Origin of the sequence: Micromonospora sp. CA-246542 (assembly GCF_050942905.1) — a bacterium.
Classification (GTDB): Bacteria; Actinomycetota; Actinomycetes; order Mycobacteriales; family Micromonosporaceae; genus Micromonospora.
In genome coordinates this window covers 4,637,815-4,654,058 of record NZ_CP192040.1, presented here as the reverse complement: position 1 = coordinate 4,654,058, position 16,244 = coordinate 4,637,815, and the positions used below count along the sequence as shown (strand labels likewise).

At 71.8% G+C, this 16,244-nt stretch carries 6 protein-coding genes; all 6 read right to left on the bottom strand.

Going from position 1 to position 16,244, the window contains the following annotated elements:
- Nucleotides 1-21: 21 nt before the first annotated feature.
- Nucleotides 22-1,842, bottom strand: a complete 1,821-nt coding sequence (locus ACQP0N_RS21600; RefSeq protein WP_433113608.1) for a hypothetical protein — start codon at nucleotides 1,840-1,842, stop codon at nucleotides 22-24.
- Between the two features lie 55 nt (nucleotides 1,843-1,897).
- The gene (locus ACQP0N_RS21595) at nucleotides 1,898-2,860 is read right to left on the bottom strand and encodes a hypothetical protein (protein WP_433113606.1); all 963 of its coding nucleotides are present in this window, start codon (nucleotides 2,858-2,860) and stop codon (nucleotides 1,898-1,900) included.
- Nucleotides 2,861-2,886: 26 nt separating this feature from the next.
- Nucleotides 2,887-3,726 (bottom strand): alpha/beta fold hydrolase, encoded by an 840-nt coding sequence (locus ACQP0N_RS21590; RefSeq protein ID WP_433113604.1) that lies wholly within the window; start codon nucleotides 3,724-3,726, stop codon nucleotides 2,887-2,889.
- A 2-nt stretch (nucleotides 3,727-3,728) separates the two neighbouring features.
- A complete protein-coding gene (locus ACQP0N_RS21585) occupies nucleotides 3,729-4,040 on the bottom strand; it encodes an acyl carrier protein (protein WP_433113602.1) in 312 nt (103 codons plus the stop codon).
- A gap of 38 nt (nucleotides 4,041-4,078) precedes the next feature.
- Nucleotides 4,079-8,881, bottom strand: a complete 4,803-nt coding sequence (locus tag ACQP0N_RS21580; RefSeq protein ID WP_433113600.1) for a beta-ketoacyl synthase N-terminal-like domain-containing protein — start codon at nucleotides 8,879-8,881, stop codon at nucleotides 4,079-4,081.
- Between the two features lie 73 nt (nucleotides 8,882-8,954).
- On the bottom strand, nucleotides 8,955-16,217 hold the full coding sequence (locus ACQP0N_RS21575) for an SDR family NAD(P)-dependent oxidoreductase (protein ID WP_433113598.1): 7,263 nt from the start codon (nucleotides 16,215-16,217) through the stop codon (nucleotides 8,955-8,957).
- Between the last annotated feature and the right edge of the window lie 27 nt (nucleotides 16,218-16,244).

Here is a 16,244-nt window from a genome sequence, read left to right as displayed (position 1 = left end):
TGCCCGAGCGGAGCCAACCGGCTAACAGTGCTGCACGCTGAGTCGGATCAGTTCCCAGCCGCCCTCGGGAACGTCATCGTCCGGGTCCGTACGCAGGTTCATCGGATTGGCCATGCCCAGGTAGAGGGTCGACCCGTCGGCGATCATGTTGCGGATCCCGTAGTTCAGGTAGTTGCCGAGCCCACTGTTGTCCACCACCGTGGCCGGCCTGCTGGTCGAGTCGAAGACGAACAGGTCGCCGCCGTAGACCGGGGCCGGTGGAGGGTCGTCGGCCAATACCGAGGCCTTGCCGAACTCGGCCGCGGCGGGGCCGGTGACACCCAACAGCCGGGCGGTGTCCTGGCCCAGGTCCTTGGAGATGTAGCTCCAGTCCATGGTGCCCACGTAGAGCTTCCCGCCCGCCACCGCCATCTTCCAGGTGTAGTTGTTGTAGGGGTTGCCCATGCCCGACGGCCCGTACAACGGGGTGTATCCGGTCGAGGCGGCGGCCCAGAGGCCCGCTCCGCCGTTGCCCGCCGGGTCGTAGGCGGGCAACTGGGATGCGCCGTACAACAGGTCCACCCGCTGGTGACGGTCGCCGAAGCTCTTACCTCGGAAGATGCTGATGGCCCGCTGCGTGCTGCGGACCGTGGTCCGCAGCGCGGCCTCGTCCGCCGGTGGGTAGGTCGCGATGTGCACGGTGGTCGCCTTCATCGGCACGTGCATCGTGCCCCAGTAGAGGTAGCCGTTGAAGGAGGCGAGCCCACCCAGGGCGTAGGTGCGGGCGACGACCGGATCGGGCTCGTACCCGTCGACCGACCAGACCTGGGTCCAGTTGTCGGCGTCGGCCGGCGTGAGGCCGCGTTCCCCCTGCGACAGCTTCGGGCTCATCCACACCCCGGCGACCCCGGACAGCGGCTCGTCGGTCGTGCCGGGCACGGCGGCTGCCAGGGCGTCGTCACCGGAACCCGTCCAGGTCGTCACGAAGATCCGCCCGTCGTGCACGGTGAGATCCGCCGCCTGGGCCGGCAGGTTCGCGACCTCGACGAAACTGAACGGATTGCTCTTGGAGCCGGTCCAGCGCAGCACGTGCCCCCGGTTGCCGCCGTTCGCGCCCACCCCGACACCCGCGTAGAGCGCGCCGTCGGCCACCACGAAGTGGCGGATGTTGCCGTACGCCGGCAGGTTGACCGAGCCGAGGAAGGCGCCGGTGCCGGTGTCGAAGGCGAACAGGTTGATGCTCTCGCCCAGGGCGGGCCCACCCAGGAACGCCACCCCCTGATGGGTGCCGGCGGCCCGGATACCGGCGGTCGTGCTCAGCCGGTTGGCGTCGGTGGTGGAGGCGTTCTTCACCGCGTCGGTCTTCTCCGTCAACCGCCCCGAACGTTTGTCGTACGTGTACAGGCGGGGCGGGCGATGGTCGCCCAGGGTGGGGGGCAGAGTCGGGTTACGTTTCGCGATCTGGCTCTCGCCGTACTCGCACACCCAGTCGTCGTTCAGGTTCGGTGTCGTGTTGCGCAGGTTGCGCCCGCTGGTCATGCAGTTGACGTTCGCTCCGGTGCCGAACCACAGGCTTTGCGCGGTCTGGGTCATGCCCCACAGGTAGGACTGGTTCACCTTCGGCTGGCCGGTAGCGCACGGAGGACCGGGTGGATAGGCCACACCGACACCGGCGAAGCACTCGTCCGGGGTGCCCTTCCCGAGCAGTTTCCGATCGTATTTTGGCTGATGTCCGGCCGTACCCGGCGCATCCGCCCCGATCGGCGCGGCGGCGGCTGACGCCGGCGCCGCGAGGACGTACAGCAGTCCCAGTACGGCGGCCGCGGCGAGCGGTCGCCGGCCCGACATCCGGAGTGGTTTCACGAATGGTTCCTCTCGTTCGACGGAGTCCTGACGGTCGGTGGGGCACGATCGCGGGTCAGGCCGCGGCGACCTCGCGGGACCGGGCGGGACTGACCACCCGTGGGGCGACCCGCCGTGCCCAGTCCTCCCAGTCCTCGAACTCCAGGAACCGGGCCAGCAGGCCGAGCTGCCCGATCGGGTCGGCGACCAGGTCCTCGTAGCTCATCCGGTGCAGGTGTCGCGGAGGCAGGTCGGTGAGCGCCTGCTCGGCCTGGCTGGTCAGGAACGCGCTCAGACCGAGGTAGCGGCGCAGGTCCTGGCCCCGATCCCGGAGCAGGTCGGCGCTCAGCCGGTCCGGCAGGTAACGCTCCAGGTCCTCGGGCACCGACTGGCCGGGCTCGATCCGGAACGGGTCCAGCCCGCACCGGCCGAGGAACTCCACCCGCAGCTGAATCAGCTGGAACGACGAGTGCCGACTCATCGAGCGGGCGGTCGCCTCCCGGTCGCGGGTCAGATACACCACCTTCGCCTCGGGAAATGCCCGCAGAAGGTACGGAGCGACATGGCTGGAACCGCCGGAACGCTCGACCCAGCGCCGCTTGCCGGTCATCACGGCCAGCAGGTCGAGGAACATCCGGTGGTGGCCGCCGACCGACTGCGTCGGGAAGTCCGGCACCCGCTCGGCGAGCTGGTCGAAGAGGCGGTCCGGGTCGGGGGTCAGCTTCGACAGGGTGATGGCGAGGATCCGCGGCAGCTCGGTCATCCGGTCGGCCCACCTCCCGGTCGCGGGGTAGCGCACCTCCTTCGGCGGCAACCCGATCCGGAAGAGAGTGGCGAGCTCGGCCTTGGGGCTGCTCAGCACCGCCCAGTACGCGGCCCCGGTCAGCACCTCGGAACTGCGCGCCCAGGGTGCGACGGACATGAAGAACTCCTGCGCCGAGAGAGTCTCGGGCTGCTCCGCGATCAGATCCGAGAGCAGCGTCGAGCCGCACCGGCCGTTGCTGATGATGATCGACCTGCCGGTGACCGGGGTGTCCATCCGAGGACCTCCTGCACGTTGGGTTGTCACGGGGCGGTGGCCACCTCGGCCACCTCGACGGAGCACTCCTCGCGGAGCCACGCCAGGACGAGCCGGCGGACCGCCTCCGGCCGGTCGACCAGGACTGTGTGTTTCTCGCCGGGCAGGACCACGGTCCGCGTCTGCGGTAGCAGCCGGACGACCGCCGGTGCCAGCTCGACGACCGCGGAGTCCGCGCCGTACACGCAGAGCACCGGTACGTCGATCGCGCTGATCTGCGCGGCACTGGGCAGGGCACTCGCCGGTAGGTCCCGGGCCAGCGTGGTCGCCACGAGCAGCTCGCCGGTATCCCGGGCCCGGCGGGCCACCCGTGCCCCCCGGCCGGCGACGATCTGCGCCAGCGCCTCCGGTCGGGGCAGGAGGTCGGCGGCCCGGCCCAGCCGGCGCGCGACCCGGGCCATCCACGCCGGGGTCGGCGGCGAGGATTCGACCGCCGCGACGGAGGCGACCCGGTCGGGGTGGCGGGCCGCGTAGGCGAACGCGATAGTGCCGCCGAACGAGTTGCCGAGCAGGTGCACCGGAGCGGTGACGTCGAGTGTGGTCAGCATCGCCGACAGGTCGTCGACGAGGTCGTCGAGGGTGTAGCCGGTGGGTGGGCGCTCGCTGTGGCCGTGCCCCCGCAGGTCGTACATCACCACCCGTAGCCCGGCGTCGGCCAACGGTTTGGCGAGGGTGAAGTACCAGCTCGCGAGGCTGTCGGAGGCCATACCGTGGATCATCACGAGGGTGGCCGGCGCCGTACTCCGGCCGTTGTCGACCCCGCCCGGCTCTCCGGCCGGTGGTTCGAGGTGTTCGACGTGCACGTCGATCCCGTTGGCCCGGATCATCGTCACGAGTGGACCGCCTCGACGGCGGTGGGGCTCGCGTCGAGGGAGCGTGCGATGTGCTCGACCAGTTGCCCGACCCGCAGCTCGCCCACGGTCTCCAGATCCAGTTTGGCGACGAAGTGCGCGAAGTTGACGGTGTTGCCGTACCGGGCCTGCAGCCGGCCGGCGAGGGAGACGACGTCGATGCTCTCCATGCCGAGGTCGTCGCGGAAGGTGGTGTCCATGGTGATGGGTTCATCGGCGGCGAAGTCGCCGAGGACCGCATGGATGATCCCGGTGAGCTCGGCGAGGATGTCGGCGTGCGAGGCGGCCATGGGAGGTACTCCTTCGAATGGTCGGGAGTGGATACCGGTCACGGCTGATCGGTCCCGGTCCGCGGGCCCCAGGTCCAGGCGACCACGTACCGTCGAGGTGGTAGGTCTTCGGGATTTCCGACCTCGCGGTGCTGGACCGGGTAGCTCCGGTCGTCGACGTGGACCGTCAGCACCGTGTCCGTGGCGCTTGTCACGACGAACCGGCGCGGGCGGCCGTCGAGTCCGGTGCCCTCCGCCTTGCCGACGGCCTCCTTGGCGGCCCAGAACCGGGTGAACCACCGCCGCCGGTCCTCGGCGTCGCCGCCGAGCGAGTCCAACAAGGCCCTCTCCCCGTCGGTCAGGGCGAAGCGCAGGGTGCTCTCGGGATGGTCGGTGATCTCGGCGACGTCGATGCCGACGCCGGGCACGTCGGGCTGCGACGCCGGCCCGCGGGGCTTCGCGATCGCGACGCCGATCTCCGCGCAGTGCGCCAGCGAGACATCGCACTCGCGCAGGTCCCGGCCCGGACGTCCGTGCACCCGGGGTCGCCCGTCCGGATCGTTGCCGACCGTCAGCTCGATGGGGTAGATGTCGCGGTGCCCGTCCTCCCACAGCCGGAACCGGACGGCGTCCTTCACCGCGATCCGACCCAACAGCCACTGTTTGCGGGATCTGGCGGGCTGCCGCTCGTAGTCCTCGTACGCGGCCGAGCCCAGGATGCCCCGGGCGGCCATACCCTGGGTGACCAGGTCGGTCCAGCAGTCGAAGGCCATCGTCCAGCCCTCGGGTTGGATCAGCGACATCGGATGCCGCTCGGGGAACCGTTCCGCCGGCCGCGCCTGCGGATGGCTGTCGAAGCGCCGGTCCACCGCGCCCTCGATCTGTGCCCACACCCGGTCGTCGACCACCAGTTGGGTGTCCGCGACGAGTTGCGCGTCATCGATCGAGCGCACCCGGGCGACACACTCGAAGGCCGTACCGGGTGCCGGCGGGGGGCCGAAGTAGCGGATGTGGCGAAGGCCCACGGGCAACGCGACGGTACGGAACGGCTGTGTCGTGATGAGCCAGTTGCCGATCAGCTGTAGCGCGTTGTCCAGCAGTGCGCCCGGCGGCACGGGTGCGCTGACCACCCCCCGTACGTGCATGTCACCGAGGGCGTGCACGGCGGTGATGCCCTGGAACTGGGGGCCGTGGAACATCAGCCGCTCGGCGTACATCTCCTCGGCGCTGATCCGTGGCGGCCGCTCGGTGGCGGGATCGTGCCGCCACACCTCGGGCGGGTCCGCCGGATAGTCCGCGGCGAGTTCCACGGTCGACCGGGCGTACGGGCCGAAGGTGACCGAGACCAGGCCGTCACCGGTCGGCTTCACCGCGATCTCGACGTCCTGACCCGGCTCGGCTATCAGCCAACGGTTGAACCGGGCGTCGCGTACGGCCACCGCCCGCAGGCCCGGCATGGCCTGCTCCGCCGCGTCGACCATGTGCTGGACCAGGGTGGTGGCCGGCACCACCGGCCAGCGGTCCTCCATCTTCGGCCAGTCCGGTGGCTGGACGAAGAAGCAGTGATCTTTCAGGTACGGCATGTTCTCGACGGAGACCCGCAACGTGATCCGCCGAACCGTACCCGGGTCGCCGTTGCTGGCGCTGGCGCTGACCGCCCTGCCGGTGCCGATCCCGTTGGCCGAACCGACGCCGTTGCCCGCGTTGCCGTTGCCATGGCCACCGGGCGCGACGGCTCGGGAGGATTCGGCCGGCGGGGCGACCGGGGGGCGTTCGACACCCGGGCGCGGCGCTACCGGCGGCGCCGGTCGGGCGGCCGCGTCCAGAACGTTCACCGCGTCCCGAGCCGTGTCCTGCAACAGCGCGGCGAGTTCCGCGGCGGCGCTGGACCGTCCGGTCAGCCTGTGCAGGGCGGCAAGCGCCGCCGCCGGGTTGGTGCCGCCGAGCGCCGGCTCCGGCTGGCGCCCCGCCCCGACCGCCGGCGAGGCGCCGACCGGAACGGCCGCACCGGAATTCGGCGGACCCGCCGACAGGTGGCTCGGCTGGGCGCCGCCACCGGCTGACACGCCGAGCAGGCCGGCGGCATCCGCCCCGAGCCGGACCAGTGGGCCACCGAGATCCAGCGAGATCGACGGGCCGCGGCGTACCGGTTTCGCGGGTGCCTTCGCCAACGGTGGATCGAGCGCGGTCAGGTTCGGGCTGCCGCCCTCCACCCAGATCGCGGTGGCGACCCGGCGGAGCTGGTCCAGTCCGCTGCGGTGCTTCACGTTGACCGGCATCGCGAGATGCTCACGCCCACGCAGGTTGTCGCTGATCAGCGAGGCGAGCTGCCCCGCACCGACCTGGAGGAAGACCCGTACTCCGGCGTCGTACATGGCCGCGACGGTCTGACGGAACCAGACCGGCTCCATCATGTGCCTGACGAAAAGGGCATTGACCTGCGCCTCGTCAGCGGGGAACGGTGCCGCCAGGGTCGCCGACCAGACCGGTATCCGGGTCGGGTGCACCTCCCATTGGCGCAGCGCCGCGCCGATCGACTGTAGGCCGTCGACGAACACGGGAGTGTGGAAGGCCGACCGGAACGGCAACTTCTGACACAGCACGTTCTCCGTACGCAGGGCCTCCACGAGCCGGTCCACCTGGGGCTCGGGCCCGTTCACCACCGACTGCGCCGGGGCGTTGTCGTGCGAGAGCACCACCCCCGGAAAATCTCCGAGCATCGGGGTGACACGGTCCGCGCCAGCTCCCACGGCGGCGAAGACGTATCCGGAGACCTCGACCGAGTCGGCGTTGAACAGTTCCAGGAACTCGTCCATCGCCGCCGTGCTGATCTGCCCACTGGTCGCCGCGGCGGTCCACTCGCCGATGCTGTGTCCGGCGACCGCGTCCGGTAGCACGCCGATGTGGCGCAGCGCCTTGTCGAGGAGTTTGCCGACCTCGATCAGCCCGGCGCCGTGCCGGCCCAGGTCCGAGGCGGACCACTGCCGGTCCGGCAGTCCGAGGTGCGCGGCGATGTCCGCGGTACGGGGCGCGAACTCCGCCTCCAGGCCGGGGAAGACGAAGGCGAGGCGCCCGGTGCCGGAGGCCAGCAGCGGTGACGGGCTGAACCAGATGTCCCGTCCGCCCCGCCAGGCCTGACCGCGGGCCACCGTCTTGCGGGCGACGGCCAGCAGCTTGTCGGTCGGGCTGACGATGCCGAGCCGGCACGCTTCGGCTCCGGTGGCGGGCCGGTTGCTCCGGGCCCGTTCGACGCCGAGGGCCCGTACCTCGTGGTCGCTGCGGGACAGCAGGCCGGCCAACCGGGCGGGGTCCGGCGCGGCGAGCCAGAGCACCTGGTCCGGCTCGGTCACCGCAACCGTCGAGTTGGCCACGGTCGGGGCGGCGCCTCCTCCGACACCCGCTCCACCCACCGCCAACTGCCCGCCGGTCGGCCGCTGCCGTACACCGGCGGGCTCGGGCGCCTGCTCGATGATGACGTGTGCGTTGATGCCGCCGAAGCCGAAGGCGTTCACCCCGGCGCGACGCGGCCCGTCGCTCTCCCACGGGCGGGCGGTGGGGATCGGGGCGAACCGGGTCGCGGCCATCTCCGCGCGTGGATCGTCGCAGTGCAGCGTGGGCGGCAGCACTCCCCGGTACACCGCGAGCGTCGCCTTGATCAGGCCAGCGATGCCGGCGGCCGGCATGGTGTGCCCGATCATCGACTTGACCGATCCGATCACCGGGCGTGGCCCGTCGCCAGAGTGCGGTCCGAAGACCTCGGCCACCGAGACCAGTTCGGCCGCGTCGCCGGTGGGTGTGCCGGTGCCGTGCGCCTCCAGCAACCCCAGCGCGTCCGGCGCGGTCGGGTCCAGCCCCGCCGCTTCCCAGGCCCGCCGGATGGCCAGCACCTGTCCGGAGGAGGCCGGGTTGAACATGCTCGCCGAGCGGCCGTCGCTGGACATCCCGCTGCCCCGGATGACGGCGTACACCCGGTCGCCGTCCCGGACAGCGTCGGACCACCGCTTGAGTACGACGACACCCGTGCCCTCGCCGATCAGCAGGCCGTCGGACTCCCGGTGGAACGGCCGGCTCTCACCGCGCCTGGACAGCGCCCGCAACTGGTTGAACACCGACCAGAAGCTGATGTCGTGCACGTGGTGCACACCACCGGCCAGGACGGCGTCCAACCGTCCGCTGGTCAGCTCGGTGATCGCCTGGTCGATCGCGATCAGCGACGAGGCACAGGCCGCGTCCAGGGTGTACGCCGGACCGCGCAGGTTGAGCCGGTTGGCCACCCGGGACGCGGCCAGGTTCGGCACCAGACCGATCGTGCCCTCCGGCTGGTACGGGCCGAGCCGCTCGTCGAACTTCTCGCGTACCAGGTCGAGCCGGCTCTGGTCCAGCTCCGGAATCAGCTCCCGCAGCACCTGGATGACCTGGCTCGACATCCGCACCCGTTGGGCGTAGCGGGCCTGAGCCGGACTGAGGATGCCGCCCCGCCCGAGGATCACACCGACCCGGTCGCCGCCGGGCAGTCGGTCCGCGCCGCCGGCATCGTCGATCGCGGCCGCGGCCACGTTCAGAGCGATGAGCTGGTCCGGTTCGATCTCCGAAACCGAGGCGGGCATGATGCCGAACCGCAGCGGCTCGAAGGTCGCGAACTCGTCGACGAACCCGCCGCGCCGGCAGTACATCCGGTCCGGCCGGTGGGCCTGCTCCGGGTCGTAGAACTCCTCGTCCCACCGGTGCGCCGGCACGTCGGTGATCGCGTCCACCCCGTCGACCAGATTCCGCCAGTAGCTCTCCAGGTTGCCGGCGCCGGGCATCACCGCCGCCATCCCGACGATCGCGATCGGGTCGCTCCGATCGGTACTCGTGTTCATTTTCGGCCTCTCGCTCCACCGTCGACGGGCGTACCGGGTGTGCGGCGCGGGTGCCGCCGCATCCGCTGGACGATCACCAGCCGGAGGCGGTGTAGACCACGGAATTGATCTTCGGGTCGCCCCACGCCAACTCGCTCAGCAGGCTGAACGCACCCGCTTCGGGGTCGATCAGATCGATGCCGCGGCGCGCGTACTCCCGACTCAGCTCGTCGCTGACCATCCCGCCGTGCCCGGCACCAGGTGCCCACGGGCCCCAGTGCACGGTCAGGCAGCGGTTGCCGGTGCTGGCCGCCCAGCGGGTACCGATCGCGTCGACCGCGTCGTTCGCCGCGGCGTAGTCGCTCTGACCTCGATTGCCGTATGCCGCGGCGATGCTGCCGAACAGCACCACGAACCGAGGCGGCGAGTTCAGCTCGTCCAGGCCGGCGAGGACCGAACGGGCACCGTCGACCTTGGTGCCGAATACCCGGGCGAACGACTGTGGGTCCTTCTGCGCGATCAGCTTGTCCTCGATCACGCCGGCCGCGTACACCACGCCGTCGACCCGACCGTGCGTACGCTCGATGTCCAGCAGTAGGCGGCCGATCGCCGACGCGTCCCGCACGTCGAGGGCGTGGTAGCGCACCTCGCTGCCCAGTTCCCGCAGTTCGGCGAGGGTCGTCTCGACCTCCCGGGCGGCCAGGATCGCCTGCGCGCTCTGTTCGATCTGCGCCGGTGATCGCAGGCCCCGGCCGGCGAGCGCGGCGCGCAACGACGCCTTGTCCCGGGCCGACACCAGGTCCGGATCCTCCGGCCCGGTCGGCAGCGGTGTGCGGCCGACCAGCTCGATCCGGCAGCGGCTCGCCATGGCCACCGCGCGGGCGAACCACGGCGTGATCCCGCGAGCCCCGCCGACCAGCACCACCACCGAATCCCGGTCGAGGCCGATCGCCGCGGCCTCGGAGGCACCGTCACCGGCCGGTCCGGCACCGCTGGTCGCCACCGCGCCCAGCGCCACCGGGGTGAGGGAGACGGTTGTCCGCTCGGTCTCGCGCCGCACGACGGCCGGGGTCTCCCCGGGGAGCAGCAGCTCGTCGATCAGGTGTCGCGCGATCTGCTGCGGGTCGGCAGCACCGTCCACCTGGACGTACCTGGCCGCGACCTGCGGGTATTCCCGGGAAATGGTCCGGAACAGGCCGGCCAGACCGTCGCTACGTTCGGTACCGCCGACCGGCCCTGCCGCGAGCAGCCAGCGGGGACCGGCCGCGAGCGCCTGCTTGAGGAACGGGAAGATGTCGGGCAGCAGGGGTGCTCCGGCGCCGTCCAGACCGTCCAGCAGGATCAGCCCGTCGAAGCCGGCGAGCTGGTCGGCCTGCCTCTCGTCCACCACACCCGTCTGCCCGGCCGCGCCCTGCTCCTGGAGCAGTTCGGCGAGGTACGGCAGCGCCGGGCTGGCGCCGGTGATGAGGAAACGCGTTCCGGCGAGCACGTCGGCCGGCTGCCCGGCCGGCGAGGCGCCGGTGTCCGCGTCGGGAGGTCCCGCGACCACCGTCGCCAGGGGCAGAAGCCGCTTCGGTGTGATCCCGGCCCGACCGTTGGCGGTGACCGGCACGGTGGGGACCGGCGCGGGTGCGATGGCCGGGCTCATGGTGGCCAGGGCCGAGGGCGCTCCGGCGGGTGTGGGTGCGGTGAGGGCGAGTGGCGCGGGCGGCGGGGCCGGTGTGCCGTTACTCGGCGACGGCGCCGAGACGGCCACCTCCTGCGTCTTGTGGTTGAGCCAGTCGACCATGGTGCGTACGGTGCGGGCCTTGACGAGGTCTTCGAGTTCGGCTTCGTCGCCGTCGACGGCGAGGCCGAGTCGTGCGGCGACCTCGCCGGCGACTTCGGCGCGTTTGATGGAGTCGATGCTGAGGTCGGCTTCGAGGTCGAGGTCGAGTTCGATCAGGTCCACGGGGTAGCCGGTGCGTTCGCTGATCACGTCGAGGATCGCGGTCTGGAAGTCGGGACGGGTCAATACGGCGGTGCCGGTCGCGACCAGAGCGGTGGAGTGCGCCGTCCCGTTCGGCGGGCCGAGTACGGAGGTCGCGTGGATCACGGTCGTACCCGTCGTCGACCGGATCTTCTGGTTGAGCCAGTCGACCATGGTGCGTACGGTGCGGGCCTTGACGAGGTCTTCGAGTTCGGCTTCGTCGCCGTCGACGGCGAGGCCGAGTCGTGCGGCGACCTCGCCGGCGACTTCGGCGCGTTTGATGGAGTCGATGCTGAGGTCGGCTTCTAGATCGAGGTCGAGTTCGATCAGGTCCACCGGGTAGCCGGTGCGCTCGCTGATCACGTCGAGGATCGCGGTCTGGAAGTCGGGACCGGTCGCGGCGACCGCCACAGCGGCCACCTCGACCCCGCCCGTCGGTGCGGCCGGGGGAGCGGCCACCACCGCCGTCGTCGTCGCGACCGGGGCGATCTCGGTCCCGTGACCCGGCAGCACCATCGGCGGGTACGCCTGCGAGGGCTGCCACACGAGTCGCCCACCCGCGCCGTCGCCGAAGTACGCGAGCATCACGTCCCGCTGTGAGGCGATCATGTCCCGGCTGGTGCGGAGGAACTCGCTCAGCAACTCGTCGCGGCCGTCCCGACCACTGAAGGCGGTCCCGTTCGAAGCGGTCATTGACAACTCCTTGATCCGTCGTGGGGGCGTCATTCCGCCGGGCAGGCTGTTCCCGGACTGATCTCGTACGAGCTGGCCGTCCACGGTCCAGAACGGACGCTGGCCCGTCCTGGCCGCCCCGAGGTCCGCCGTGTCGCGGCCCTGGAACAACCAGCCGGTCCGAACCGGGACGCCGGCACAGGCCAGTTGCGCGACAGTGACGAGGAAGCCGCGCAGGCCCTCGTCGGGGCGGGGCTCGGTGGCGACCGCGAGGTGCGGCCGGTCGCCGAGGATGGCCCGGACCAGCTTGGTGAGGACCTGACCGGGGCCGGCCTCCACGAAGGTCCGCGCGCCGCTGGCGTACATCGCCTCGATCTGTTCGACGAAACGCACGGGCGCGCCGATCTGCGCGGCGAGCCGTTCGCGTACCCGGTCGGCGTCCCCGTCGTACGGGGCGGCCGTGTGGTTCGACCAGACCTGGATGACCGGCTCCCGTACCGTGCTGGACGCCAGCGCCTGGGCGAAACGTGTGGTGCCGCCGGCCACCACCGGGCTGTGGAACGCGCACGCGACGGAGAGCTGGCGGGCCGACAGCCCGCCCTCGCGCAGCGCCGCCACCGCCGACCCGACCGCGGGAGTCGGCCCGGAGATCACGACCTGCGTGGGGGTGTTCCGGTTGGCCAGCACGATGTCGTCAGCCAGTCCCGCTGCGGTGAGCACCTGGCTCACCTGCTCGGCGGTGCCGGTGACCGCCGCCATGGTGCCCGGGTCGTCGCCGGTGGCGGCGAGGATCGCATCGGCCCGTTGCCGGCTCAACGCGAGCAGGGTCTCGGGGTCGAACGCGTCGGCTACGCAGAGCGCGACGAGCTCCCCGTAGCTGTGCCCGCCGGTCAGGTCCGGCCGGATGCCCAGCCGACGTAGCAGGTGGTCGACCGCGAGGCCGCCGATGCCCAGGACGGGTTGGGCGACCCGGGTGTCGCGTACCCGGTCCTCCTGCTCGCGGGCCGTCTCCGGGTCGAACGCCGACGGCGGGAAGAGGAGGTCCGCCCACTCGGCGCCGAGGCGCAGGTAGTGCCGCAACTCGGGGAACGCGACGAACAGCTCGGCGAGCGCGCCCGGGCGCTGGCTGCCCTGACCGGGGAAGAGGAAGGCCACCTTGCCCGGCTCCGGGTCGTCCGGCGGTTGGACCAGCCCGCGCGCCGGGTCGTGCTCGCCGGCGACGGCCCGGCCCAACAGCTCGGCGAGTTCGTCCCGGTCACGGGCGACGATGGCAATCTGGACCGCGCCGGCCCGGTGGTCGGCCTCGTCGGACAGCGACGCGGCCAGGTCCCGCAACGACCACGGTCGGCCCAACTCGTCGCGGTTCGACAGCATCTCCAGCAGCCGGCGTACCCGTAGCTGTGCGGCGGGCCGATCGGCGCCGCGGAAGCAGAACAGTTCCGCCGGCCAGGACTGCCGGGTGTGCCGTGGCTCGGGGCTGTTCGCATACGCGCCGAGCACGGTGTGGAAATTCGTCCCGCCGAACCCGAAGGCGCTCACCCCGGCCAGCCGCTCGGCCGCCGGCGCGATCCACGGGCGGACGCCGGTGTAGAACGCGAAGGGGCTGCGGGCCGGATTCCACGCGGGGTTGGGGCGGGTCAGGTGGATCGTGGGTGGCTTGACTCCGGTGTAGAGCGCGAGGCTCGCCTTGATCACGCCGGCCAGGCCGGCCGCGCACTTGGTGTGCCCGATCTGCGATTTCACCGAGCCCAGCGTGCAACTGCCGGGCTCCGCGCCGGCCTCGTCGAAGAACCGGGTCAGGGTCTCCAGTTCGGTACGGTCGCCCACCACCGTGCCGGTGCCGTGTGCCTCGACCAGACCGACCTGTCGGGGCGAGACCCCGGTGCGGTGGTACGCCCGGTCGAGGGCGCGTCGCTGCCCGCTCGCCCTGGGGGCGGTGAGCCCGAGCGCACGTCCGTCACTGGAGCTTCCGATGCCCTTGATCACGGCGTAGATCCGGTCGCCGTCGCGCTCGGCGTCGGCCAACCGCTTCAGTACGACGCACGCCACCCCCTCGCCGAGGGCGATACCGTCGCCGGTGCTGTCGAACGTGCGGCACCGTCCGGTGGGGGAGAGGGCGTGCGCGGAGGTGAACATCAGGTAGTCGTTGATGCCGTTGTGCAGATCGGCGCCGCCGCAGATCATCAGGTCGCTGCTGCCGGCGCTGAGTTCCTTGCAGGCGGCGTCCATCGCCGCGAGCGACGAGGCGCAGGCGGCGTCGATGGTGTAGTTGGGACCGCCGAGGTCGAGACGGTTGGCGATCCGGCCGGCGATGACATTGGCCAACACACCGGGGAAGCTGTCCTCGGTGACCGTGGGGAGTTGGTCCTCCAACTCGGGCGGCACGTCCCCGAGGTAGGCCGGGAGCATGGTCCGCAGCGTCTGGGCGTGACCCATGTCGCTGCCGGCCTCGGCCCCGAACACCACCCCGGTCGAACGGTGGTCCGCGCCGGCCGCGTCGTACGGGTATCCGGCGTCGACGAGCGCCCGATGTGCCACCTCGAGCGCGAGCAACTGGGTCGGGTCGATGCTGCTCAGCGCCGCCGGGGGTATCCCGTACCGGATCGCGTCGAACGGGACCGGTTCGATGAACCCACCCCACCGGGAGACGCTGATCCGGCCGGCCTTGCCCGGCTCCACCTCGGGCGCGTAGTACGTGTCGACGTCCCACCGGTCAGGGGGCACCTCGGTGACCGCATCGGTGCCGCTGAGTACGGTCTGCCAGAAACTGTGCAGGTCGGGGGAGCCGGGCAGGACGCAGGACATGCCGACGATCGCGATGTCCAGCGGCGCGACCGGCTCGTCCACCGGCGCGGTCGGCGGGACGAGTTCGGCGCGCAGCGCGGCGGTCCGTGCCGCGAGGAACTCCTGTGCCTCGGTGGTGACCTGCGCGTGCAGCTCCGCGACCGTGGTCGGTGCGTGGCGCAGCACCGCGACCTGGCCGGCCATGAACATCCCCTCGTCGGCCTGCACCGCCTCGTCGACCTCCACCAGGCCGTCGTCCTCCCGGCGTACGCCCTTGCTGGCGATCCGCAGCCGACCGACGTTCAACAGCTCCAGTTGCTCCCAGACCTGGCGGTTCTCCACCCCGGCCGACTCCAGCTCCTCCCGTACGCTGTGGAAGTCGTCCACGAACGGGCTGGGCAGGCAGCGGGTCGCGTGTCCGGGTGCGGTCTCCAGCAGCGATGTGCCGGTGGCGGCGATGGCCGTACGGTGGAACAGGGGCTGGATGGCGCCCTCGGAGACCGCCTCGCTGGTGAAGAGGTAGGCGGTCCCCATCAGCAGCCCGATCTGCGCCCCGCGGCCGGTCAGCGGGGCCGCCATCGCGGCGACCATCGCGGCCGATCGGGCGTCGTGGATGCCGCCCGCGAACAGCAGTTGCAGCCGCCCGGCTTCGTCCGGCGTCTCCGCCAGGAACTCTTCGAGCACCAGCAGCTGCGCCTCCCACAGGGGGAAGCTGGCCCGTGGCCCCACGTGCCCGCCGCACTCCGCGCCCTCGAAGACGAACTTGCGCGCGCCCGCCCGCAGGAACTGCCGCAGCAACCCCGGTGACGGTACGTGCAGGAAGGTGGTGATCCCGTCCTGTTCCAACGCCGTGGCCTGGGACGGCCGCCCGCCCGCGATGATCGCGCACTGCGGTCTGATCTCCCGGATCGCCTCGAGTTGTGCCGCGCGCAGCTCGTCGGGCGCGAAGCCGAGCACCCCGACGCCCCAGGGCCGCTCGCCCAGTCGATCGGCGGTCTCCCGGAGCACCCGGCGGGACTGTTCCGCGCCGGCCAGCGCGAGCGCGACAAAGGGCAGCGCGCCGTCGGCGGCGACCGCGGCCGCGAACGGTGCCTCGTCGCTGACCCTGGTCATCGGGCCCTGCACCACCGGTATCCGGACGTTGAGGGCGTCGGCGAGAGCGGCGCCCGGCGCCAGGGCGTCCCCGATGGACGATTCGGCGAGCGCTTCGAGAAGGGTGGCACGGATTCCGCGTACGGCGGCGGCGGTGTCGGGCCAGCGCCGGGCGAAGACGGCGGCGAGCCAACCGTCCTGGCCGATCGGCAGCAGTTGTGAGGCGCTGTCGTGCGGACCGCCCCGGCGGATCCCGCGTACTCCGTCGACCAGGACCGTCTCGGACCCGTCCAGCCGACGGATCGCGCCCCGCACGTCCGCCGGGAGTTCCGACTCCGGCATGAGGGTGAGCTGGCTGTCCAGGACGACGCCGGCCGCCCCGCCGATGACACAGGCGACGGCGGTGCGGGGGCCGACGCCGCCGGCCACCCAGATCGGCAGGTCGAGGTCGTCGGCCGCGGCCAGTTGCTGGAGCAGGACGAACGAGCTGAGCTCGCTGACCGTGCCGCCACCCTCCATGCCCCGCGCGATGAGCCCGTGCGCTCCGGCGGCGGCGGCGTACCGGGCGTCGTCGAGGCTGGTCACCTCGACGAGCACTCGGTACCTGTCGACCACGTCGGCCAGTGGCCAGGGCGCATCCGGCGGTAGGACCAGGAGATCGACCCGGCCGTGGCCCGCCCGTTCCACGTCGGCCGGCGTGGCGGTGCAGCCGGCCGGTACGCGTACGCCGATCGGTCCGCCCGACCCGGCGGCGGCCTGGGCCAGGGCGGTGAGTGTCCAGCTGTCGCCGGAGGCGAGGTCCAGGACGCCGTGACCGCCGCCGTGGCGGGCGGCGGTCACGATCCCGGGACTGGGTTCGAGGAGGCT